The 20,828-nt window shown below is 72.6% G+C and carries 19 protein-coding genes and 2 pseudogenes; 8 read left to right on the top strand and 13 right to left on the bottom strand.

The features are described from left to right. Window positions 1-190 precede the first annotated feature (190 nt). Entirely contained in the window at window positions 191-1,252 is a 1,062-nt protein-coding gene (locus ACFY0T_RS07300; protein ID WP_388865436.1) for an ATP-binding protein, read from the bottom strand. A gap of 292 nt (window positions 1,253-1,544) precedes the next feature. On the opposite strand from ACFY0T_RS07300, the gene ACFY0T_RS07295 reads away from it, so the two are divergent. Beyond that, window positions 1,545-3,167, top strand: a complete 1,623-nt coding sequence (locus ACFY0T_RS07295) for a DUF6345 domain-containing protein (RefSeq protein ID WP_388865434.1) — start codon at window positions 1,545-1,547, stop codon at window positions 3,165-3,167. Between the two features lie 82 nt (window positions 3,168-3,249). Here the strand turns inward: ACFY0T_RS07295 and ACFY0T_RS07290 are convergent. The 4 genes and pseudogenes from ACFY0T_RS07290 to ACFY0T_RS07275 form a co-directional block, all read right to left on the bottom strand. After that, window positions 3,250-3,692 (bottom strand): annotated as a pseudogene (locus ACFY0T_RS07290) (transposase); the annotation flags it as partial. An 11-nt stretch (window positions 3,693-3,703) separates the two neighbouring features. Further along, on the bottom strand, window positions 3,704-4,273 hold the full coding sequence (locus tag ACFY0T_RS07285; RefSeq protein ID WP_388865432.1) for an HXXEE domain-containing protein: 570 nt from the start codon (window positions 4,271-4,273) through the stop codon (window positions 3,704-3,706). A gap of 94 nt (window positions 4,274-4,367) precedes the next feature. Then, a complete protein-coding gene (locus ACFY0T_RS07280) occupies window positions 4,368-6,437 on the bottom strand; it encodes a phage holin family protein (RefSeq protein WP_388865431.1) in 2,070 nt (689 codons plus the stop codon). Between the two features lie 97 nt (window positions 6,438-6,534). Next, complete coding sequence (locus tag ACFY0T_RS07275; RefSeq protein WP_388865429.1) at window positions 6,535-7,002, bottom strand: hypothetical protein; 468 nt, start codon at window positions 7,000-7,002, stop codon at window positions 6,535-6,537. An 84-nt stretch (window positions 7,003-7,086) separates the two neighbouring features. Between ACFY0T_RS07275 and ACFY0T_RS07270 the strand changes: the two genes are divergently transcribed. Genes ACFY0T_RS07270 through ACFY0T_RS07260 form a run of 3 tightly spaced genes read left to right on the top strand, consistent with a single transcriptional unit; the run spans window position 7,087 to window position 8,875 of the window. After that, window positions 7,087-7,860: an MBL fold metallo-hydrolase gene (locus ACFY0T_RS07270; protein ID WP_388865427.1), complete on the top strand. Its 774-nt coding sequence runs from the start codon at window positions 7,087-7,089 to the stop codon at window positions 7,858-7,860. Then, window positions 7,860-8,255, top strand: coding sequence for a hypothetical protein (locus ACFY0T_RS07265; protein ID WP_388865425.1), 396 nt, complete (start codon window positions 7,860-7,862; stop codon window positions 8,253-8,255). Before ACFY0T_RS07270 ends, ACFY0T_RS07265 begins: the two co-directional genes overlap by 1 nt. Next, window positions 8,252-8,875, top strand: a complete 624-nt coding sequence (locus ACFY0T_RS07260; protein WP_388865423.1) for a DedA family protein — start codon at window positions 8,252-8,254, stop codon at window positions 8,873-8,875. The genes ACFY0T_RS07265 and ACFY0T_RS07260 overlap by 4 nt, the downstream gene beginning before the upstream one ends. Window positions 8,876-9,090: 215 nt before the next feature. On the opposite strand, the gene ACFY0T_RS07255 is transcribed toward ACFY0T_RS07260, so the two are convergent. From ACFY0T_RS07255 to ACFY0T_RS07240, 4 genes are all read right to left on the bottom strand, one after another. Further along, window positions 9,091-10,167, bottom strand: a complete 1,077-nt coding sequence (locus ACFY0T_RS07255) for an MBL fold metallo-hydrolase (protein ID WP_388865422.1) — start codon at window positions 10,165-10,167, stop codon at window positions 9,091-9,093. Further along, window positions 10,164-11,411 (bottom strand): aminotransferase class I/II-fold pyridoxal phosphate-dependent enzyme, encoded by a 1,248-nt coding sequence (locus ACFY0T_RS07250; RefSeq protein WP_388865420.1) that lies wholly within the window; start codon window positions 11,409-11,411, stop codon window positions 10,164-10,166. The genes ACFY0T_RS07255 and ACFY0T_RS07250 overlap by 4 nt, the downstream gene beginning before the upstream one ends. Before the next feature lie 219 nt (window positions 11,412-11,630). Continuing rightward, a complete protein-coding gene (locus tag ACFY0T_RS07245) occupies window positions 11,631-12,545 on the bottom strand; it encodes a hypothetical protein (RefSeq protein ID WP_388865418.1) in 915 nt (304 codons plus the stop codon). Between the two features lie 239 nt (window positions 12,546-12,784). After that, on the bottom strand, window positions 12,785-13,501 hold the full coding sequence (locus ACFY0T_RS07240; RefSeq protein ID WP_388865416.1) for an ANTAR domain-containing response regulator: 717 nt from the start codon (window positions 13,499-13,501) through the stop codon (window positions 12,785-12,787). Between the two features lie 107 nt (window positions 13,502-13,608). Between ACFY0T_RS07240 and ACFY0T_RS07235 the strand changes: the two genes are divergently transcribed. Further along, window positions 13,609-14,736 carry a PAS domain-containing protein gene (locus ACFY0T_RS07235; RefSeq protein ID WP_388865414.1) on the top strand — a complete coding sequence of 376 codons (1,128 nt, stop codon included), beginning with the start codon at window positions 13,609-13,611 and terminating at the stop codon, window positions 14,734-14,736. A 15-nt stretch (window positions 14,737-14,751) separates the two neighbouring features. Here the strand turns inward: ACFY0T_RS07235 and ACFY0T_RS07230 are convergent, their stop codons facing one another. Continuing rightward, complete coding sequence (locus ACFY0T_RS07230) at window positions 14,752-15,546, bottom strand: RNA polymerase sigma factor SigF (protein WP_388865412.1); 795 nt, start codon at window positions 15,544-15,546, stop codon at window positions 14,752-14,754. Window positions 15,547-15,813: 267 nt separating this feature from the next. Between ACFY0T_RS07230 and ACFY0T_RS07225 the strand changes: the two genes are divergently transcribed. From ACFY0T_RS07225 to ACFY0T_RS07215, 3 genes are all read left to right on the top strand, one after another. Then, window positions 15,814-16,197 carry a DUF2795 domain-containing protein gene (locus tag ACFY0T_RS07225; protein WP_388865410.1) on the top strand — a complete coding sequence of 128 codons (384 nt, stop codon included), beginning with the start codon at window positions 15,814-15,816 and terminating at the stop codon, window positions 16,195-16,197. Window positions 16,198-16,294: 97 nt separating this feature from the next. Beyond that, window positions 16,295-16,741: a CBS domain-containing protein gene (locus tag ACFY0T_RS07220; protein ID WP_388865408.1), complete on the top strand. Its 447-nt coding sequence runs from the start codon at window positions 16,295-16,297 to the stop codon at window positions 16,739-16,741. 26 nt (window positions 16,742-16,767) lie between these two features. Next, window positions 16,768-17,310, top strand: coding sequence for a type 1 glutamine amidotransferase domain-containing protein (locus ACFY0T_RS07215; RefSeq protein ID WP_388865406.1), 543 nt, complete (start codon window positions 16,768-16,770; stop codon window positions 17,308-17,310). Between the two features lie 290 nt (window positions 17,311-17,600). Here the strand turns inward: ACFY0T_RS07215 and ACFY0T_RS07210 are convergent, their stop codons facing one another. The 3 genes and pseudogenes from ACFY0T_RS07210 to ACFY0T_RS07200 form a co-directional block, all read right to left on the bottom strand. Then, window positions 17,601-18,188, bottom strand: coding sequence for a TIGR03086 family metal-binding protein (locus ACFY0T_RS07210; RefSeq protein ID WP_388865404.1), 588 nt, complete (start codon window positions 18,186-18,188; stop codon window positions 17,601-17,603). After that, window positions 18,185-18,480, bottom strand: a pseudogene (locus ACFY0T_RS07205) (DUF6158 family protein). The gene ACFY0T_RS07210 and the pseudogene ACFY0T_RS07205 overlap by 4 nt, the downstream one beginning before the upstream one ends. A 123-nt stretch (window positions 18,481-18,603) precedes the next feature. After that, window positions 18,604-20,223 carry an ATP-binding cassette domain-containing protein gene (locus ACFY0T_RS07200; protein WP_388865402.1) on the bottom strand — a complete coding sequence of 540 codons (1,620 nt, stop codon included), beginning with the start codon at window positions 20,221-20,223 and terminating at the stop codon, window positions 18,604-18,606. Between the last annotated feature and the right edge of the window lie 605 nt (window positions 20,224-20,828).

Here is a 20,828-nt window from a genome sequence, read left to right as displayed (position 1 = left end):
CGGGCCTCGGCGGACGGCTGGGGGCAGACGGCCTGGGCGCGCGTCCGCACGGGGCGGCGGGACGCCGCGCGAGGCGCTCTCCTCACCGACACATTCGCGCCGGCCACCGGCGTCCACGCCGCCGCCGACACCGGGCGCAGCGCACAGCGCGCCGACCTGGACATGCCGCCCCCGGCTCGCCGCACGCCGCTCATCGCCGCGCCTCCACCAGACGCGGCATGTCCCGTGCCGCCTCCACCAGGAACCACGCGGGCAGTACGGGATTGCCGTCGGCGTCGGACGCGATGACGCTCTGGGCGACCTCCACGGAGATCTCGGCGAGCTGGACGAGCAGCGACTTGGCGCGGTACGCGGTCTGACGGCCGTTCGCCGAGAGGTGCTCCTTACTGGCGGGCAGCTCCTTGACGAGACGGCCGCGGAAGGACTCGGCGAGGTAGTAGAGGAGGTCGCGGTCCTCGGGGCGGTGCGGCCAGCGGGCGTCGCCCTTGATGATGGCCTCGATGCCGAACTGGCTGCGCACGATCTTGACGTAGCCGCAGAAGGCGACCGCGTGCGCGGGCGTCAGCGTGCCGTGGGCGATCACCTTCAGGGTCGGCTCGTCGAGGGTCGGCCCGAAGGAGCGCAGCGCGTCGGAGAGCATGTGCCAGGAGCGGGGCGTGGAGAAGGGTTCCTCCGTCTTCGGCGGCTTGGACCACAGGTGGTCGGGGCGGTCGGTGAGGTGGTCCAGGACCCACGGGTGGATGTCGTTGGCTGCGGCCCAGGCGAGCCAGTCCTTCGGGGACGCCTCGAGGTGGACGTGCGTGAGGCGGTTGACCAGCGCCGAGGCGATCGGGCGCGCCAGCGCGTTGTCCGTCGCGCGGTTGCCCGCGCCGATCACGATGGAGCCCTTCGGCAGCTCGTAGTTGCCGATGCGACGGTCCAGGATCAGCGAGTAGAAGGCCTTCTGCACATCCGGCGTCGCCGCGTTCAGCTCGTCCAGGAACAGGCAGTACGGCTCGTCGCGGGCGATCGCCTCCGGCGGGCAGAAGACGGAGCGGCCGTCGCGGATCTGCGGGACGCCGATCAGGTCCTCCGGCGCCAGCTGCGTACCCAGCAGGCTCACGCACTCAAGTCCCAGCGACTCGGCGAACTCCCTGACGAGGGAGGACTTTCCGATGCCGGGGGCACCCCAGATGAAGACCGGCCGCACGGTCGCGAGACCGAGCAGCAGCTCCGGGATCCGGGCGGGAGTGACGGTGACGGCTGCCTGCACGCAGCGGCTCCTTGAGGGTGTTCGAGTGGGGCCCGCAGGTGCGCGGTGTCCGATACGAACAGTGTGGGAGGGCAAGTCCGTTCACCGCAGCCCATTTTCCGGCGCGCGGGACTGCCCGCGTACCACTGGAGCCGCTGTCCTTGAGCGGCCTGTGGGGCGCCGTGGCATGCCCGGGGCGCGGCGGCGATGGCCGGAATACGCGCTGGGCAAACCCCTGCGACGGTGACATTTTGTGGCCCCCTCGCCCCTCTGGGACGGAGCGCGGCGAGGTGGACCATCAGGGGGTTTGACCATGCGCATGATCTACGCGGACCGTGGTCCGTCACCGCTCGACTCCGGCAAGCCCGGCGCGGCCGACCGCGATTCGACGTTCGGCTGGTGGGGTGCGTTCAGCATCCAGAAGTTCGTGAACCAGAACCCGCTCTCGCACACGCACGAGGACGCCACGGGGTGGCTCGCCTATCTCCAGCAGTTCTACGACCGGAACTTCTGGTTCGCGGACGGCGGCGTCCAGGTGTGGGCGTACGAGGAGACGTACGACAACTGGCAGGACCGCTACGGCGTGGACGCCGTGGTCGCCGTCTACCACTCCGGGCACGGCGGCATGGACGGCAACGGGGTGTTCTTCGCGCCGCTCGGCGCGGTGTGGGACGGCCGCAGTGACGCGATCTCCAACCGGATGGCGTTCGGCAACGAGCGGGCGAACTATGTCTTCTGGTCCACCTGCAACTCGCTGCGCGTCCTCGACGGGCACACCCCGGTGCGCACCTGGGCGGGTCCCAATCTCGGCTCCCGGATGATCTTCGGCTTCGAGACGACGAGCATCGACAGCCCGGACTACGGCAAGAAGTTCTGGGAGAAGTGGCGGGCCGGGCAGACGTACTGCGACGCCTGGCTGAACGCGTCCTGGGACATCTACCACGGTCAGGCACCCTCGGTCTGCGCGACCGGGCCGACCCAGGCAGAGGCCACCAACCGGCTCAACTCCGAGCGGACCTTCTTCCGCGAGCACGTCTCCGACGCCTGGTACGCGTGGCGCTGGTACTACGCCCGCAGCAGCCTGCGCGAGGCGGCGACCGCCGTGCCGGAGCAGACCGTCCAGCTCGCGCCGCGCGACCCGAGCGCGGAACTCGCGAAGCTCGGCGAGGTGGCGAGCTTCCCGGCCGCCGCGCTCCAGGAGATCCAGGTCGAGCGGCAGGGTGTGCTGAGCGCCAACTCCGGTGACCGGTACGTCGCGACGGCGCCGCTCGCCGCGCGCTGGGTCAAGCTCGCCGAGGCCAACCACCGCAACACCGATCAGCTGGACACCGACCGGGCCGTGGAGTTGGCCCGCGCCTTCGCCGAACAGCACGCGGACGGCGCCGAGTTGATGGTCGACAGCGTGCACGACCTGTGGCAGAACTCCGGCACCAAGGACGGCTCGCAGCTCGGTGAACCGGTGTCGCTCCAGACGCATGTGACCTTCCGTCAGGCCTTCGACGGGGTGCCCGTCATCACGCCGGGGCGCGGCGAGATCCGCGTGGCGCTCGACAACGACGGCACGATCGTGCAGGCCCACCTGTCGACGAGGGAGGCGGCAGGCTCGACCCGTACGCCGAGTTCGGTGGTCGCGCCGCCGTCCGTGCAGGGGCAGCAGGCCGCGGCGGCACCGCTCCCGCGGGACCCGGCCGAGTCACTGGCCGCGGCCCAGCTCAGGCTGGTCCAGCACCTCGCCGTGGTGGGCTCCGACGAACAGCGCTCCGCCGCCGAGATCCACGAGCAACTGGAGATCCGGGACGTGCCCGGCACCCTGCAGATCGGCTACGAGATCGAGGGCAACGAGGCGTTCCCGGCGGCCCGCAAGCTCATCGAGATCGGGCAGCGGGACAGCATGTTCAAGACGCAGCGCTGGGTAGTCGCACCGCTGGCCCGGTAGATACGGGCATCGCCGGCCCGGTAGGACGGGGCCGGTCCGTCAGAGCCTGTGTCTGATCCGACCGGGGATCAGACACAGGCTCTCAGCTTGTCTGTAGACCTCCGGCCTGGGCTCGTTCGCTGAGTGTCTCGGGGCGTTTGACGGTTTTGCCGACGTCGTAGCGGGTGGCGGGTCGCCGGTTCTTCGAGCCGAGTGGTCTTCCCGGGCCGGGCCGTGAGGGTTTCGGTGCACGGGCCGGGCAGGACAGGTGTGTGCGGAGGTTCCGAAACCCTCGGCGGACTCGGGCCGGGTGAGCCGACCGAGCTCGGCAGGCTTCTCCCAGGGATGTCGGAGGTCGGCGGCGAGTGGGCGGGCCAGGCGGAGTTGGGTGTGGGCGGTGATGATCAGCCATGTCCAGCGCTCGGCGGCCTCGGGCGTACGGATCTTCGGCCGGGTCCAGCCGAGCGTCTGTTTGATCGCTCTGAAGGTGGGCTCCAGGTCGAATCTGCGGAGGAATGCCTGCCAGCGCAGGTCGACGTCCTCGCTGGTCCGAGTGATCAAGTTCGGGACGCCGTTCGACCCTGGCGGAGTAACCGTCGCGCCATCACATGTGTCCCGGCCGTGGCCGCCGTGGCAAGCGCCAGCCCCTGCACCACGTCGCGTGGCCGTGCGGGGCGCAGCACCCCGGCTCGCCGCAGCCGACCGCGGGCCCACAGCGTGAAGGGGATGACCACCAGCGGCGAGGTGACCACACCCGGCGTGTATCCGCGGACGGCAGCCGCCTGTGCCACATGCACCAGCGCGTGCAGCCCGAATCCGTTGAGGGCCCCCTGGTAGAAACCAGAGTGTCCGCGGGTGCGGTGTCCGTCAGCAGCGGCGGCGGCAACCACGATGGCCATCCCCGCGACGGCTGTGGTGAACTCGCGCCCGTCGATGGATTCCAGCCGCTGCCATATCCGCTCCGGCACCTGCGGAAAGCGCCCGCGCAACTCAGGCACCCGGTCACGGGCCCAGCCCGGCACCGTGGCCACTTCCTCCAGATCATGCACCGCCCATGCAGCCAGCAGCCCGAAGGTGACGCCAGCGCTGACCCCTCCGTCACCCTCACCAGTCGTGTGTCCGCTCATGGACAGGAAGTCTGTCAGCACGCGTCATGTACCCCAGGAGAGCCCCGGGCCGTGAACGATCACTCAACAACGAGCCGGAGGCTAAAGGACTAGCTCAGGCGGCACGCTCGTCCGGGCGTGCCGCCAGCGGTACTTGGGGGCCGTCGCACTCGCGCAGCCAGCGCCGCAGGACGCGGTGCACGTGCTCCGCGCCGACGAGTTCGCCGTCGTCCTCGACCGGCGCGGAGAGCGCCACCGGTGAGAGCAGGAAGGGCTGTCCCTGGGCGCCGCCGAGCCCGCCGTGCGAGCCGATCTGCTCCTCGAAGGCGAGGACTTCGCCCTCCCCCGGGTCGAACCAGGAGTTGACCATGATGTCGGCGGCGTGCGGGAACGCGTGCGTGCGCCGTACGGCGTCGGCGGCCCCGGGGCCGAAGTCGGCCAGCGGGCCCGAGCCGTCGAGTTCGTCCACCGGCAGCTCCGCGCCGTGCGCGCCGAGCACCAGGCCGCCGTGCCGCTGACTGCGGACGAGTACGAAGCCGACGCCGGGGTGGTTGGCGAGCGTGGACAGCAGCGCCGGATGGCGCCGGTCGATCTCCTCGCGGCTCATCCGGTGCGGCACGTCGGGGAAGGAGACCAGGCCGAGGTTGCCGGAGGCCAGCACGATGGGCTCGGAGCGGCGGCGTGAGGGGCGGTGCTGCTCGCCGCCCTCCTCGACCGGCCTGCGCAGCGCGGCCCGTACGGCGGCCCGCGCCTCGGCACCGCTGTGCGTGCGCTGCGCCTTGCGCGGCACGGGCAGCCCGCAGCCCGCGCGGACCAGATTGCCGAGGGTGAGGCCATAACGGGTCAGGAAGGTCTCTCCGGGGCTCTGGCCGTGGTCCGACAACAGCACGATCCGGTACGGTCGCGGGGCGTGCTCGGCGACCTTCGCGATCAGCGCGAGCGACCGGTCCAGCCGCTCCAGGACCTTCTCGGCGTCCCGGCTGCGCGGCCCCGAGTGGTGCGCCACCTCGTCGTACGCCACCAGGTCCGCGTAGATGGCGTTGCGCCCGGCGAGCATGTCGCCGATCAGCGCGGCGACGACGACGTCCCGCTCGACGACGGTCGCGAAGGCGCGGACGAAGGGGTACAGGCCGCCGCGCTTGACGCGTGGCCGCCGCTTCTTCAGCCGGGCCCACGTGGACTGGCCGATCTCCCGGAAGACCTCGGCGACGAAGGACATGGCGGTGCGGACGGCGTTGGCGGGATCGCTGAAGTACGCGAAATAGCCCGCCCGGGAACGGTTCTCCTTGCCTCGTCGCGCCGCCATGGACAGCACGAGGGCCAACTCGTCGGCGCCGCCGCTGAAGAGGTTGCCGCGGCTCGCGCCGTCGACGGTGAGCAGTCCCCCGTCACCGGTGTGCTCGATGGCCCGGCGCTGGAGTTCGGCGGCGCTGGTGGGCCGGTTGCAGACCATGACCTCGCCGCTGTCCTTCTCGTACCACCGGAAGGCCGGGACGTCGTGGTTGCTGCCGTGCAGGATGCCGAGCTGGCTGGCGCCGGTCTGGCTGGACCAGTCGGTGCGCCAGGGGGTGAGCCGGTGGGTGGGACGGTGGCCGCCGAGCCACTGGGCCACGGTCGGCATGAGCCCCTTGCCGATGGCCCCTTCGAGGACGTCGTGACCCACGCCGTCGAGCTGGAGGAAGACGGCGCCGGGGGTCGAGGGCCCGGCCTGTCCCTCGGCGCGTCTGCGGCGGCGGTCGGCGAGCCGGTACAGCCGGCGCCGGTACGCGTCGTCGTCCCGCACGGCGAGCGCACCGCCCGTGGCCGAGGCGACGGCGGACATCACCGCGGCGACGACCACGGCGGTCTCGGGGGCGACCTCACCCTGCCCGGAGGGACTGATCCGCAGGGCGATCAGCAGCAGGGACCCATTGAGGAAGAAGACGAGCAGCCCGAGCACGAGGGCGGGCACCAGCAGCAACGCCCTGACCAGCAGGGGCCACACCAGCGACGACAGCAGACCGAAGACGCCCGCGCCGGCCGCCGCGGTGACGGCGATCTGCGTGGCACTGTCCCCGGTGTCCGACTGCAACTGGAAGTCGGGCAGCACACCGGCGAGGACGAGCATCGTGACCGTGGACACGGCCCACACCGCGATGCTCCGCCACACTCCGCTGAGGACCCGCCGCCAACGTCCTCCACCCACGCCCAGTCCACCTCACGTCCCGGCCCGCCCCCGTCCCCGAGGCCTGCTCCCACCCTGTCACAACGGGCCGGCGGAGCCGGGTGTCCCCCGACCGCGGTCAGCGGCCGTCGTACCCCGCCGTCGGCATCGACAGACGGCGGTGGACGCGGGCCTTCATCTGGGCGTCGTACGACGGTTCCGCGCAGCCGACCGTCTCGACCCGTACGCCGCGGCGCACGCACTCGGCGGTGAACTCGTCGACCGAGGCGAGGGCGCGCTCCAGCACCCGCCGGCTGGGCGCGACGAACAGATCGACGAGGCCCGCCTCGACGTCCGCCCACAGGGTGCGGTGGTCGGGGCGCAGACCACGTACGAGGAGTTCCCGTGTGACCACGTAGCCGCGCTCGGCGGCCCAGCGGGCGCACATCGCGTGCTGGCTGCGGGAGTCGACCAGGAAGGGATCCGCGTCGAGCTCCTCCAGGGGTGTCAGGCTCGCGATCGCCGTGACACGCAGCGACGGGGAGCCACCCTGTTCCGGCCAGCGCTTGAGGGCGTGCGTGCCGGAGGCACCGCGCGCGTCTCCCATGGCGTCCCCCTCACCTCCGGGTTTCGCCGCCGACCCTACTCCTGCCCGTAGGCTCGGGGGGAGTCGCGCGAAGGAGGCAAAGAGGTGCCGGTGGAGATCACCTGGTGGGGGCACGCCACCTGCACGCTGGAGGACTCCGGAACACGCGTGCTCACCGACCCGCTCTTCGCGCGCCGGCTCGCGCACCTGCGGCGCAGGCGCGGGGCGCCGCCCCCGCCCTGGGCGGCGGTCGCCGACGTGGCACTCGTCTCGCATCTGCACGCCGACCATCTGCATCTGCCCTCGCTCGCGAAGCTCGCGCCCGGTACCCAACTGCTGGTGCCGAAGGGCGCCCCGCGCGCGGTGCCCGGGCTGCGCAGGCTGGACCATCTCCGGCTCACCGAGGTGGCGCCCGGCGACCAGACCCAGGTCGGTGACCTGGTCGTACGCACCGTGTCGGCGCGGCACGACGGGCGGCGGCTGCCGGTCGGGCCGCACCGCTCCCCCGCCGTCGGGTATGTGGTCGAGGGTGAGGCGCGCACGTACTTCGCCGGGGACACCGGGCTGTTCGCGTCGATGGCCGAGGAGGTCGGAGCGGTCGACGTGGCGCTGCTGCCGGTGGGTGGGTGGGGGCCGTATCTCGGGGAGGCGCACCTCGACGCAGGGCGCGCCGCGGAGGCGCTCGCCCGGCTGATGCCGCGCAGCGCCGTGCCGGTGCACTACGGCACGTACTGGCCGATCGGGATGGATGCCGTGCGCCCCCACGAATTCCACGCGCCGGGCGAGGAGTTCGTACGCCTCGCCGCCGAACGCGCGCCCCAGGTCGCGGTCCACCGCCTCGACCACGGCGAGAGCGTACGCCCGGAGGTCGCGAGGTAATGATCCCGTCCACCACGACAACGCCTCCCGCGGCCCACCAACAGGTCGGCGCCCGCGCCGTCACCAGCCCGCCCGCCACGACAGCGATAGACGCCCCGAACCGACCGACCGGACACCACCCGGCCACCGCGACCACCGCGACCACCGAAGCCTCGACCCACCGACTGGCCTACGGCCGCACGGTCACCATCCCGCGTGCCACGACGGCGATAGACGCGGCCATCCGACCGACCGGACACCACCCGGCCACCGTCCCGCCCACCGCGTCCACCGAACCCTCCACCCACCGACCGCCGTACGGCCGCACGGTCACCGGTCGGCGCATCTCAGCCATGGCGGATGCGGTGCGCCGGCCGGCGTACGGCGAGGGCGCTCGGGCGGAGGTCAGCCGGTGAGCTTCCTGTCCGCCGCGGCCACGACCGTGCCGCCGGAGTCGACTCAGCAGGCGATCGGGTATCCCTCGCTCTTCCTGCTGGTGCTGATCGGCGCGCTGGTGCCGGTGGTGCCGACGGGTGCGCTGGTGAGTTCGGCGGCCGTGGTGGCCTTTCACCAGACGGCGCCGTTCGCGCTGCTGCTGGTCTTCGTGGTGGCGGCGCTCGCGGCGTTCCTCGGCGACGTCGCGCTGTACTGGCTCGGTCGGCGCGGTATGCGGTCCAAGAACGGCTCGCGCTGGCTGGAGACCATCCGCGACCGCGCCCCCGAGGACCGTCTCACACAGGCCCAGGAGAAGTTGGGCGACCACGGCATCGCCGTCCTCGTGCTCTCCCGGCTCGTCCCGGCCGGCCGTATCCCCGTCATGCTCGCCTGCCTGATGGCGAGGATGCCGCTGCGGACCTTCGCCCGCGGCGACGTCCCCGCCTGCCTCGCCTGGGCGGTGACGTACCAGCTGATCGGTATCCTCGGCGGCTCCCTCTTCAGCGAGCCATGGGAGGGAGTGGTCGCGGCGGTGGTGCTGACCCTGGCGATCAGTGTGGCGCCCAGCATGTGGCGGAGGGTGCGGAGGCCGGCCGCGTAGCCCGTGGCTTCGCCCCCTCCGCCCCTACCCTCCCCCAAGCTCTCGGCTTCTCCCCCAGTGCCTTAAGGGCCTGGGAGGGACCCCCAGAGCAGGGGGGACCCCCATCGTCCCTGGGGGCTGCGCCCCCAGACCCCCGGGGTGGTCTTTTGGCTGCGGGTGGGTGGGGGCTTGTCGCGCGGTTCCCCGCGCCCCTGAAGGGGCGCGGGGAGAACCCCTCACGCCAGCACCCGCGACGCCCCCACCGGCAGGTCCCACAGAGCCTCCCGGGCCCGCCCCGCCTTCTCCCAGGCCGCCCGGACCCGTGTCAGCGGTTCCAGGACGGGCTCGGCGGAGAGGACGAAGGTGCCCCAGTGCATGGGGGCCATGCGGTGCGCGCCGAGGTCGAGGGCGGCCTGAACCGCCTCCTCCGGGTCGCAGTGGACGTCGCTGAGCCACCAACGGGGGTCGTACGCACCGATGGGAAGGAGGGCGAGGTCGATGCCCGGATAGCGCATGCCGATGTGGGCGAACCAGTGGCCGTACCCCGTGTCTCCCGCGAAGTACACGCGCTGCCCGTCGGACGCCGTCAGGACCCAGCCGCCCCACAGCGTGCGGCAGGTGTCGGTGAGGCTGCGCTTGGACCAGTGATGGGCGGGGACGAAGTCGAAGCGGACACCGCGCAGTTCGGCCGCCTCCCACCAGTCCAGCTCGGTGACCCGGGTGAACCGGCGGCGCCGGAACCAGCGGCCGAGCCCGGCCGGTACGAACACCGGTGTGTCGCGCGGCAGTCGGCGCAGGGTCGGCTCGTCCAGATGGTCGTAGTGGTTGTGACTGATGACGACCGCGTCGACGCGCGGCAGTGCGCTCCAGGCCACGCCGACCGGCGTGATCCGGGCCGGGGTGCCGAGGATCTTGCGGGACCAGACCGGGTCGGTGAGGACGGTGAGCCCGCCGATCCGGATCACCCAACTCGCGTGCCCCGCCCAGGAGACGGCGACCGTGCGCGCGCCGACCCGGGGCAACGGCCCCGGTTCGAACGGCAGCAGCGGAATGTCGGCGAGCCCTTCGGTCCCCGGCCGCAACGCGCCCTCGCGCGCGAACCTGGCGAAGGCCCGCAGCCCGGGCAGCGGCGCGGTCAGCCGGTCCACGAAGGAGCGGGGCCAGACACGCCTCTCGCCGAGCGGCCGGGGCTCGGCGAGAGGATGGAGAGGAACGACAGGTGAGGGATGCCCCGCCACCGGGGCCGAGGAGGACGCCGGGTCGTCGGCGTCCTGCGTGGTCGTACTCGTGGTCGACTCGGACTGCTGCGTCATCGAGGAGGCTCCCATCGCTGAGCGTCGTCGCGGAGATCGTCGAAGACCGACCCCAACAGGGTCAACGCACGTTGTACATGTGGCAGTTCCAACGGCGCGGGTGACGCGAGGCATTCCGCCCGCTCCTCGTCCGTGGCGCCGAGCAACGGCCCGGTGCCCAGGCGCACCCGGAACGCCTCGAGGTCGTCGCCGAACCGGTGCCCGCCCGGCGCGGGCATACCGAGCCGGGCGGTGAGGAAGTCCTCCAAGTCCTGTGCGTCGCCCACGCCGTGCGCGTCGAGCGGGGAGCGCAGCGGGCCGAGGTCCACATACAGGTGTCTCCCGGCCTGCGGGGGCCGCGCGACGGCGCCCGCACCGATCACCGCGCGGTGCACGGCGGCGGCCACGCGCGCGTGCAGGCGTACGGCGGTCGTGAGGCGTTCCGTGATCCCGGCGGGCTCGCCGAGCGCGTACGCGGCCGCCGCGGCGACCGGCCGGGCGACCTGCGCGTCGAGCACGGTGAGCACGTCGAGGACTTGGGCGCGCAGCGCGACCCCGGCGGCGTTGTCCGGGAAGCGGGCGACGGCGGCCGGCCAGCCCTGCGGCAGGAACGGGCCCGCGAGGTCCGTGAGGACGGTGACCTCGCCGGGGAGCATCTCGGCGGGGCTGAGCAGCACCGTGTCGTGCGGCCGGTGCACCGTGTCGCGCCAGGTCTCGTCGCTGACGATGTGCAGTCCCTCGCCCGCCGCGGCCTCCACCGTCTCGTGCACGACCTCGGGCGGCGCGACGGTCGCGGTGGGGTCGTCGGCCACGGAGAGCACGAGCAGACGCGGGTCGCCGCCCTCGGCTCGAACTCTGCGGACGGTCTCCAGGAGGGCGTACGGATCCGGGACGCCGCCGCACTCCGCGGGCGTCGCCACATGGAACACGGATCTGCCCAACAGGCGTACCTGCGGCGCCCACCACGCGGCGCACGGGCGCGGCACGAAGACGTCGCCGCCGAGCGCGCCGGTCAGCGCGAGGAGCAGCGCGGGGGCGCCGGGAGCGGCGGCCACCCGGTCGTGTGCGGCAGCAAGTCCCCGCCGGCTCCAGTAGGCGCAGGCGGCGTCGAGGAGCGCGGGCCCGCCGCCGGGAGGGTCTGCGTCGGAGCGGTCCGCCGCGGCGGCCAGCACATCGCGGAGTTCCGGCAGCACCGGGAGCCCCTGATCGGGAAGGGGCGGGCCGTAACGGACCGGTCCGTGCCCTTCCGGATCCGTCCGCCGCATACGTGCCTCCGCGCAGTCCGTGGTGCCGTGCCGTGTCGTCGGTGCGTTGCCCCGCCGTCGCTGCCGTGCCCCGCTCCGGTGCTCCTGCCTCCGTACGGTCTCCGGTGTTCCTGTCCCTTCGTACAGCCTCTCGTACGGTGCCGCTCGCGCCCTCGGCCTCTCCGTACCCACGGTTCGGCCACCCCATGAGCGGCCGGTCGGGTTCTGCCCGTCAGAGGCTCAGCGGTCGGCGGACGTGTCCTTGTGGCGCAGTCGGTGGACGGCCGCGCCCAGCGCGCCCGCGATCAGAACACCCCCGGCGACCAGGGCCGGGACGGACCCGGTGAAGGCGCCGCCCTCCCCGGCGTCCACCCCGCGCTGAACGGTCGGTGGGCGCTCCCCGGTGCCGCTTTCGGACGGGCGCTGTACGGTGCCGCTGTCCGGCTGGCGCTCTGCGGCGTCGCTGTCCGGCGAGCGCTGTACGGTGCCGCTGCCCGGCGAGCGCTCTACGGCGTCGCTATCAGGAAGGTTCTGCGCAGCGTCGCTGTCCGGCGAGCGCTGCACGGTGCCGCTGTCCAGCGGGGACTCTACGGCGTCGCTTTCCGGGAGGCTCTGCGCGGTGCCGCTTTCCGGGAGGCTCTCTACAGCGTCGCTATCCGGCAGGCGCTCCACGGTGCCGCTATCCGGCAGGCTCTGCGCGGTGTCGCTCGCCGCGGTGTCACCACGGGCCACGGTGTAGGAGGCCCTCCACTTCTTCTCCTGGCCACCCGAGCCCCCGGGGCACGCGCCGTCGACGCCCCACTCCGACTCAGGGCCCGCCCCCGACTCAGGGCCCGCCGCGTCAGGGTCGTCGTCGACATTCGGGATGCGGGCCGTACCCCGGTAGGCGGCGGCGCCCGCCACGCCCTGCTCGTCGCCCTCCACCCGGCTCAGCCGGACCTTGCCCTCCTCGAAGCCCTCCGACGTGGCGTCGATGAAATCGGGCGGGGAGCCACTGATCGCGTCGCAGGTGACGGAGATGGTGACGGTGCCGCCGGGTTCGACGGAGCCCGGGCTGACCTCCGCGGCCGGATCCGCTGACGCGGCCGACGCGGCGGCGCCCACGGCGGCACCGGCCAGGGCGATGACGGACAGGGCGCGGGCGGTGAGGCGCATCGGGCGGGCTCCTTCGGCGGGCGGCGTTCCCGAGGGCACGGCCGTCGTGCCCCCGGGGCCCATCACAGCCCGCCCGGCGGCGCGGCGCGCGCGGCCGGGCACCATTCGCGGGACACAGGCGCCCGAGCGGGTGACGCCGCGGGCACGGCGCCCGCCGTGCCCGACCGGTCGACGTCCGCCGCCCCCGACCGGTCAACGTCGCGGCGCCCAACTGGTCGACGTCCGCCGCCGTCCACCGGTCAATTGGACAGCGAGACCAGCTCACGCTCCAGCCCGCGTCCGCGTTTGTCCACGACGGCCGCGGCGACATCGGACAGTTTGCGGTGGGTGCCCTGCGAGATGCGGCGCAGTACCCCGAAGGCGGTGTCCGCGTCGCAGCCCAGCACATGCATGACCATGCCACATGCCTGGTCGACGACGGGCCGGGAGCGCAGCGCGGTGCCCAGCTGGTCGAGCTCGGTGAGCGCGGCGCGGTAGGAGCGGTCGCGGAGCAGACAGGTCGCGGCGAGGTCGCCGAGCGCGCGGGCGGGGCCGTGCGGGGCGTCCTCCAGGGCGCCGGGCCGGAAGCTGTAGAGGCTGAGGGTGACGGTCAGCCCGGAGCGCCTGAAGGGGAGGGTGACGCTGGAGCGCACGCCCGCGTCGAGGGCCATGGCCCGGTACTCCGGCCAGCGCTCCTCACACAGCAGGTCCGCCGAGTCGACGGGCTCGCCGCGCTCCAGGGCGGCCGGGATCGGCCCGTCGCCGGAGCGGAGCTGCACCGAGACTAGTCCGGCGAGGTCGGGGTGGGTCACCGCGGCGGGCCGCTCCGCGCCGCCCTCGGACACCATGCTGCTGGCGCCGCAGCAGTCGGCGGTGCAGCGGGCGGCCTGCTCGGCGAGTTCGGAGAGCCTCCTTCCGGGGAGGGCGGACTCCGGCGATTCCGTTCCCAGATGGCCGAGTTGATCGGTTTCCGGCATGGTTCCTCCTCTCCTCGGCACCTTCCCTCTCGCCTGCGGGGAAAACGAGTTCCGCGGGTTCCGCCACCGCCGCACCCGGAACGCTCCGCTCGGGTTACGTTCATCGCATGGTGCGGACGGACGAATTCGGTGAAGAACTCGCAGATTTCGTACGCCGCGTCGCGGAGTTGAAGGCGGCACGGTCCGTACCGGCCGACGAGCTGCCGACGGTCCTCGACGCGGCGATCTTCGAACTCGACCATGTGGTCGACCAGTTGTGGCCGTGGTTCCAGCGCCTGTCCTCGGGCGGCCCGTCCGGCGTCGCCTCGGTGGACCGCCAGGAACAGCAGCTTCTCAAGGCGCTCTTCCAGCGGGTACCGGTACCCGTCGCGCTGGTGGACCGCGAGACGGTGGTGCGCAGGCTGAACTTCGCGGCGACCGCGTTCACCGGCGTCCGGGCGGGCTATGCGACCGGCCGGCCGCTGACCGGGTTCCTCGCGCACGCCGACCGTGCCGCGTTCCGCTCGCAGGCGGCGGCTGTGGCGCGCGGCGAGGGCGACCGCGGGCTCATCGTGCACCTGCAGCAGCAGCCGTCGGTGCCGGTGCGCGCGACGCTGACCGCGCTGCGGCCCAGCGGGGAGCCCCGGACCGCCGTCCTCGTCGTCCTGCAGCCGGCGGATTCCCGGGTGCCCTCGGGCGGAAGCGCGCCGGGCCCTGCGGCGCCGAGCCTCGCCGAGACCACCCGGCACGCCACGCTGATGGACCTGGTCGACGCGATGACCACGGCGCTGCTGAGCTCGCCCGGCGGGGACGGGTCCGCGGTGCTCGAGCAGGCGGCCGGGGTGCTGCACGGGCGGTTCGCGGACTGGGTGGTGGCCGACGCCGGGGCCGCGCGGCTGTCCCGTACGACCGTCCTCGGACCGGCCGAGCGCGCCGAGGAGGTGGCGGCCGTGGCCGGGCAGGATCCCGCCGCGTGCCCCCTCGTCGTCGAGGCGGCACGCGGCGGTTCCACGGCCCTTCAGGTGCGCCCCGAGGACCCGGACGCCTTCGGCCGTGACACCTCGGGCGCCCCCGTCCTCGTACGCGCGAATGTGACGTCGCTGCTGTGTGTGCCGCTGACCACCGAATCCGGGCCCGTACGGGGGGTGTTGACGCTGTTCCGCAGCGGTGCCCGCCTGGCGTTCTCGATGGCCGAGGCGCAGGCGATGGACATGATGTCCCGTCACATCGCGCTGGCGATGGCGCGGTTGAACTGACCTGTGGGTGGGGCGTTACGCCGCGTCGCGCATCACCTGATCCCGCAGCCGGTTGCAGCAGCGGCTGATCAGCCGGGAGACGTGCATCTGCGAGATGCCTAGCTCGTCGGCGATGCTGCTCTGGGTCATGTCGCCGAAGAACCGCATGTAGAGGATGGCGCGTTCACGCTCGGGCAGGGCCTGCAGGCGGGGCTTGACGGCCTCGCGGTCGATCACGGTGTCGAGGGCCGGGTCGGGCGAGCCGAGGGCGTCACTGAGCGAGTAGCCGTCCTCGCTGCCCGGGAGTTCGGCGTCCAGGGAGAGCGCGGTGAAGCTCTCCAGGGCCTCCAGGCCGGTCAGGACGTCCTCCTCGCTCATCCGGGCGTGCTCGGCGATCTCGGCGACGGTGGGCCTGCGGCCCGAGATGGTCTGCGCGAGGTCCTGGCCGGCGAACCGTACCCGGTTGCGCAGGTCCTGGACCCGGCGCGGTACGTGCAGGGTCCACATGTGATCGCGGAAGTGGCGCTTGATCTCACCGGTGACGGTCGGCACGGCGTAGCTCTCGAAGGCGTTGCCGAGCTCGGGGTCGTAGCGGTCGACGGCCTTGACCAGGCCGAGCGCCGCGACCTGGCGCAGGTCCTCGTAACTCTCGCCGCGGCTGCGGAACCGCCCCGCGAGCCGTTCGGCCATCGGCAGCCAGGCCTCGACGATCTCCGCGCGGAGCGTGTCGCGCTGTCGGCCCGGGGGGAGCGTGGCGAGCTTGCGGAATGCCTCTGCGGTGTCGGGGGCGTCGTCGTGCGGATGGTGCTTCGCGCTCGCTTGAGTTCGCATGGTGCGTCGCAACTCCCTTGGAAGTGCCTTGAGTTGGACAGTCACCGTGGGAGTGCGCGGGTGTGCCGGACAGACACACCCGTGGCGGCGATGCGCCGCCCCCACGGACGTGCCTCCTGTCCGAAGCACTGGGAATGCGTCTGCCCCGAGGCATGCGGGGCAAACACCCACAGCTATGAAGACGAGGCGGTTGGTGACTACTGAGCGACGTGTCGACTTCCGGTCCACGGGTACGCGATCACCACCCCCGAACACATGGAGGGAATCATGCAGCGAGGCAGTGACCGGTTGAGCGTCCACCGGGACGAAGAGATGAAGCACGAGCTACGAGATCTGCTCAGGTCGGGGCGCCCCACCCGCACCGACGAGTGGCACGACCCGGAGCCGTCCGCCGACGACGATCCGGAGGTCGCGGGCGGGCCCGTGACGCCGGGCCGCGCGACCGCCTCCGTCGAGACGCTGCGGCTGGAACTGGCGCGGCACCTGGGCCGTACGTCGTTCCCCGCGAGTCCCCGCGAGCTGATGGGCGTCCTGCGGGACAAGCACGCGCCGGACGTCCTCGTGGAGCCCCTGGAGCGGCTGCCGCACAAGGCGCGCTACAGCACGGCACACGAGCTGGCCGAAGCGCTCGTACGCGCCGGGGAACGGTGAGAAAGGGCATAGGAGCGCGGCTCGGGGGTACTGCGGGCGTCGTCACGCCGACGTACCCGCCCCCCACAGCCGGGGAACGCAGGAAGGCCCAACAGCCATGGCAGATTTCGTCAGGGAAGTCATGACGCCGGGAATCGTCGCGATCCGCCCGGACGCCTCGCTCGTGGAAGCCGCGCAGCTGATGCGTGCCCAGGGCACCGGCGATGTCCTGGTGGCCGGCGACCACCAGCTGATCGGAGTCCTCACCGACCGTGACATCGCACTGCGCGCCGTCGCCGACGGTGCCGATCCGCTGACCGTGAGCGCCCAGGCCGTGTGCACCCCCCATCCGGTGGTGATCGGCCCGGACGACGCGGTGTCCGCCGCGATCGAGCTGATGCGCGACCACGCCGTACGCCGGCTGCCGGTCGTCGAGGACGGTCGGCCGGTGGGGATGGTGAGCCTCGGCGACCTCGCGGTGGCGCAGGACCCGGGCTCGGCACTCGCCGACATCAGCCGCGCCACACCGGAGCGGTCGCCGGGCACACCGCGCCCGCCTGGCTGAGGGCCGCGAAAGGAGAGGGAACAGCCATGCGTATCGCGTTCCTCATGGCGCCGCTGGGCGTCGAGCAGATCGAACTCACCGACCCCTGGCAGGCGGTGCGGGACACCGGCGGCGAGCCCGTCCTCGTGTCCACGAAGCCGGGGCGGATCCAGGCCTTCCGCCATCTGGACAAGGCGGACACGTTTCCCGTGGACGAGGTCGTCTCCGACGTGTCGGCCGACTCGTTCGACGGGCTCGTCCTGCCAGGAGGCCTGGCCAACCCGGACGCCCTGCGGCTGGACGAGCGGGCCGTGTCCTTCGTACGCGACTTCTTCGACCGGGGCCGTCCGGTCGCCGCGATCTGTCACGCCCCCTGGACCCTCGTCGAAGCCGACGTGGTCCGGGGCCGCGTGCTCACGTCTTGGCCGAGCCTGCGCACCGACATCCGCAACGCGGGCGGCACCTGGGTCGACGAGCGGGTGCACGTGTGCGAGGAGGGGCCCAATGCGTTGATCACCAGCCGTAAGCCGGGCGATCTCAAGGCGTTCTGCGCGGCCTTCCTGGAGGCGTTCGCACGGCAGGCGGCGTGACGGGGCTGTGAGTGCGCTCCGGGAGTCCCGGTCGCGCGATGCGGGGGCGACCGGGCCCGGCCCGGGGCGGCGTCCTGGTGCGGCGCGCCCCGACGCGTGCCGTCCTGGGCCTGTTTGACGGGGGCAACGGGTGCGCGGGCCGGTCGAGTTCGTCCCGGTGGCCGTGTCCGGCGGCCGGCAGCCGACAGCTGGCAGCCGTCAGGCGCTCCAACTGCCCGACCGGCGGTGCACTCGGCGCCCTTACCCGCCTCCGGGGCCCGCACTACGGCTCACGCCTCCGGGGCCCGCACTTAGGGCTCACGCCCCAGCAGGCACAGCAGCTTGGTCTGCACATCGGCGCCGGGCGGCGGCTCCACCGGCGCGGCGAAGAGCCCGGTCTTCGCCAGGTCGGCGGCGTACGGGGTGACCTCGCGCACCGTGAACTTCAGGAGGTCCTCCGGCAGCCGCTCGTCGGCGCCGATCGCCCGGGACAGGTCCCAGGCGTGCACGGCCAGGTCGCTCACCATCTGAGCGCAGTAGAACGAGGCCGAGGTGTCGCCGTACGAGAGGTGGACGGTGCGCTCGAGCGCGCCCGGCTCGGTGAAGGCGTCACGGGAGGCGCGGGCCGAGGTGTCCCAGGAAGCGGCGGGATCGGAGCCCAGCACATCGCCGTTGAAGGCATCGCCGATCGCCTCGACGGTGGCGCCGTCGCGGACCATGGCGGGCACCCACAGCTGTTCGGAGACCAGATGGTTGACGAGATCCCGCACCGTCCAGTCGGTGCAGGGCGTCGAGGCGTCCCACTGGTCGTCCCGGACCGTGTGGACACGGTCGCCGAACAGGTCGAGGGCCTCCGCGTGCCGGGCGAGCAGCGGGTTCGTGTCCGTCGCGTCCGTCATGCCGACGGCGCCCCCGTGCATCCCCGCTCCCGGGCCCCGTCCCGCGTACGGCCTGCGGTGACGGGGCGGCGCGGGTGGCGGCGCAGGTACTCGCCCTCCAGCTGGGCCATGCGCTCGTTGTGGGTCCGCAGCGCGTCGTTCGAACCGTGCAGCAGTGTGTCGTGGCGCGTGCGGTGGATGGTCTCCAGCTCTTTCATCAGCTGCTGGTCGTCCAGCCGGCTCGGGTCGACTCCGGTCATGGTGTACCCCGCTCGTCGTGTCCTCGGTGCGGTCCGCGTACCCGCCCGGGCAAGCAGTACCCCGAGCGGCGTCCGGGAGGGAGCCATGGATCTCACGTGTCTCCCTCCACTCTACGAACATCCCGGGCTCCGGGCCTCCGTATGCGCGTGCCCTGTGCCGGAAGTGGCCATCGGGCCTAGCGAGCCCGTTCCACCCTGCGCTCGTCCCACACCGGCTCCTGGGTCTCGCGTACCCGGCCGTCGGAGCCGAACACCAGATAGCGGTCGAAGGAGCGGGCGAACCAGCGGTCGTGGGTGACCGCGAGCACCGTGCCCTCGTACGCCTCCAGGCCCTCCTGGAGGGCCTCCGCGGACTCCAGGTCGAGGTTGTCGGTCGGCTCGTCGAGGAGCAGGGCCGTGGAGCCCTCCAGCTCCAGCAGGAGGATCTGGAAGCGGGCCTGCTGGCCGCCGGAGAGCCTGTCGAAGCGCTGCTCGGCCTGTGCGGTCAGCTCGTAGCGGCGCAGCCGGGACATGGCGGCGCCGCGGTCCTGGGCGTGCTCGGTCCACAGGATGTCGAGCAGGGTGCGGCCCTCCAGCTCGGGGTGGGCGTGCGTCTGCGCGAAGTGCCCGGGGACGACCCGGGCGCCGAGCTTCCAGTCGCCCGTGTGCGCCACCGCGCCACCCGCGAGCAGGCGCAAAAAGTGTGACTTGCCGGAGCCGTTGGAGCCGAGCACGGCGACGCGTTCGCCGTAGAAGATCTCCAGGTCGAAGGGTTTCATCAGGCCGGTGAGCTCAAGTCCCTTGCAGGTGACGGCCCTCACGCCGGTACGTCCACCGTGCAGTCGCATCCTGATGTCCTGCTCGCGCGGCGGCTCCGGGGGCGGTCCGGCCTCCTCGAACTTCCGCAGCCGGGTCTGCGCGGCCTGATAGCGGGATGCCAACTCATGGCTGATGGAGGCGGCCTGACGGAGGTTCAGCACGAGCTTCTTCAACTGGGCGTGCTTCTCGTCCCAGCGCCTGCGCAGCTCCTCGAACCGCGCGAACCGCTCCCGCCGTGCCTCGTGATAGGTCTCGAATCCGCCACCGTGCACCCAGGCGTCGGCGCCGGTCGGGCTGGGCTCGACGCTCACGATCTTCTCGGCCGCCCGGGCGAGCAACTCCCGGTCGTGCGACACGAACAGGACGGTCTTGCGGGTCTCCTTGAGCCGCTCCTCCAGCCAGCGCTTGCCCGGTACGTCGAGATAGTTGTCCGGCTCGTCGAGCAGCAGCACCTCGTCGGTGCCGCGCAGCAGGGCTTCCAGTACGAGCCGCTTCTGCTCACCTCCGGACAGGGTCCGTACTAGCCGCCACTGCGCCTTCTCGTACGGCACGCCGAGCGCAGCCATCGCGCAGATGTCCCAGAGCGTCTCGGACTCGTATCCGCGTACCTCGGCCCAGTCGGACAGTGCCTGTGCGTAGCGCAGCTGCGCGGCCTCGTCGTCCACGGTCATGATCGCGTGCTCGGCGGCGTCCACGGCCTTGGCCGCTTCGCGGATGCGTGGCGGTGCCACGGACACGAGCAGCTCTCGTACGGTCGTCTCGTCCCGTACGGACCCTACGAACTGGCGCATCACGCCCAGGCCGCCCCCTACGGTGACGGTCCCCCCGTGCGGCTTCAGCTCCCCCGAGATCAGCCGCAGCAACGTCGTCTTGCCGGCCCCGTTGGGCCCCACCAGGGCCACCACGGCGCCTTCCCCCACCCGAAACGACACATCGCCGAGCAGCGCCCTCCCATCGGGAAGGTAGTACTCCAGGTGCGCGGCTTCGAGATGTCCCATGGGCAGGCATTCTCCGGGTCCCGCGGGCCCCCGAGCAAACACATATTCGCCCCCGCCGCCCCTACCCATTCCCATCCCCTGGGGGCTGCCGCCCCCAGCCCCCCGCTATCGGCCTTGACGGCCTCGTCCTCAAACGCCGGACGGGCTGAAAATCTCCGGCCCCGGCCGACAGAAGTTCAGCCTCGCCGACGTTTGAGGAGGCGGGACCCCCTTGGCGGGGCTGGGGGCGGCACCCAGGGGTGCCGGGGGGGCGAAGCTCCGGCGGAGACGGGGGGTGAAGCCCCGGGCTGGGGCACAGGGAAGCGCAGCCCGCCGGGGGCCATAGCGAAGCCCCTTGGCGGGGCTGGGGGCCAAGCCCCAGGGGGACGGGCACGGAACCCCGGTAGGGACGGGCGCGGAGCCCCGGTAGGGACGGGCACGGAACCCCGGTAGGGACGGGCGCGGAGCCCCGGTGGGGACGGGGGCGGAGCCCCGGGTAGGGGTGCTGGGGGGTGCAGCCCTCCGCCGGGGGTGCAGGCGGCAGCGCCCCCTGGCGGGGGCTGGGGCGGAGCCCCAGGTATGGGATGGGTAGGGGCGGAGGGGGCGAGGAAGCGGTTGTAGCGGGT

The sequence above is a fragment of the Streptomyces sp. NPDC001530 genome (assembly GCF_042894545.1).
Lineage (GTDB): Bacteria > Actinomycetota > Actinomycetes > Streptomycetales > Streptomycetaceae > Streptomyces.
The sequence above is the reverse complement of the archived record's forward strand: the minus strand, read 5'-3'. Positions and strand labels throughout refer to the sequence as shown.

Excerpts from the sequence above, each read along its gene's own strand:
- ACFY0T_RS07295 (WP_388865434.1), top strand. The coding sequence starts at position 1,545 with ATGCGCATGATCTACGCGGACCGTGGTCCGTCACCGCTCGACTCCGGC.
- ACFY0T_RS07285 (WP_388865432.1), bottom strand. The coding sequence starts at position 4,273 with ATGAGCGGACACACGACTGGTGAGGGTGACGGAGGGGTCAGCGCTGGC.
- ACFY0T_RS07275 (WP_388865429.1), bottom strand. The coding sequence starts at position 7,002 with ATGGGAGACGCGCGCGGTGCCTCCGGCACGCACGCCCTCAAGCGCTGG.
- ACFY0T_RS07265 (WP_388865425.1), top strand. The coding sequence starts at position 7,860 with ATGATCCCGTCCACCACGACAACGCCTCCCGCGGCCCACCAACAGGTC.
- ACFY0T_RS07255 (WP_388865422.1), bottom strand. The coding sequence starts at position 10,167 with ATGACGCAGCAGTCCGAGTCGACCACGAGTACGACCACGCAGGACGCC.
- ACFY0T_RS07250 (WP_388865420.1), bottom strand. The coding sequence starts at position 11,411 with ATGCGGCGGACGGATCCGGAAGGGCACGGACCGGTCCGTTACGGCCCG.
- ACFY0T_RS07245 (WP_388865418.1), bottom strand. The coding sequence starts at position 12,545 with ATGCGCCTCACCGCCCGCGCCCTGTCCGTCATCGCCCTGGCCGGTGCC.
- ACFY0T_RS07240 (WP_388865416.1), bottom strand. The coding sequence starts at position 13,501 with ATGCCGGAAACCGATCAACTCGGCCATCTGGGAACGGAATCGCCGGAG.
- ACFY0T_RS07235 (WP_388865414.1), top strand. The coding sequence starts at position 13,609 with ATGGTGCGGACGGACGAATTCGGTGAAGAACTCGCAGATTTCGTACGC.
- ACFY0T_RS07230 (WP_388865412.1), bottom strand. The coding sequence starts at position 15,546 with ATGCGAACTCAAGCGAGCGCGAAGCACCATCCGCACGACGACGCCCCC.
- ACFY0T_RS07225 (WP_388865410.1), top strand. The coding sequence starts at position 15,814 with ATGCAGCGAGGCAGTGACCGGTTGAGCGTCCACCGGGACGAAGAGATG.
- ACFY0T_RS07220 (WP_388865408.1), top strand. The coding sequence starts at position 16,295 with ATGGCAGATTTCGTCAGGGAAGTCATGACGCCGGGAATCGTCGCGATC.
- ACFY0T_RS07215 (WP_388865406.1), top strand. The coding sequence starts at position 16,768 with ATGCGTATCGCGTTCCTCATGGCGCCGCTGGGCGTCGAGCAGATCGAA.
- ACFY0T_RS07210 (WP_388865404.1), bottom strand. The coding sequence starts at position 18,188 with ATGACGGACGCGACGGACACGAACCCGCTGCTCGCCCGGCACGCGGAG.
- ACFY0T_RS07200 (WP_388865402.1), bottom strand. The coding sequence starts at position 20,223 with ATGGGACATCTCGAAGCCGCGCACCTGGAGTACTACCTTCCCGATGGG.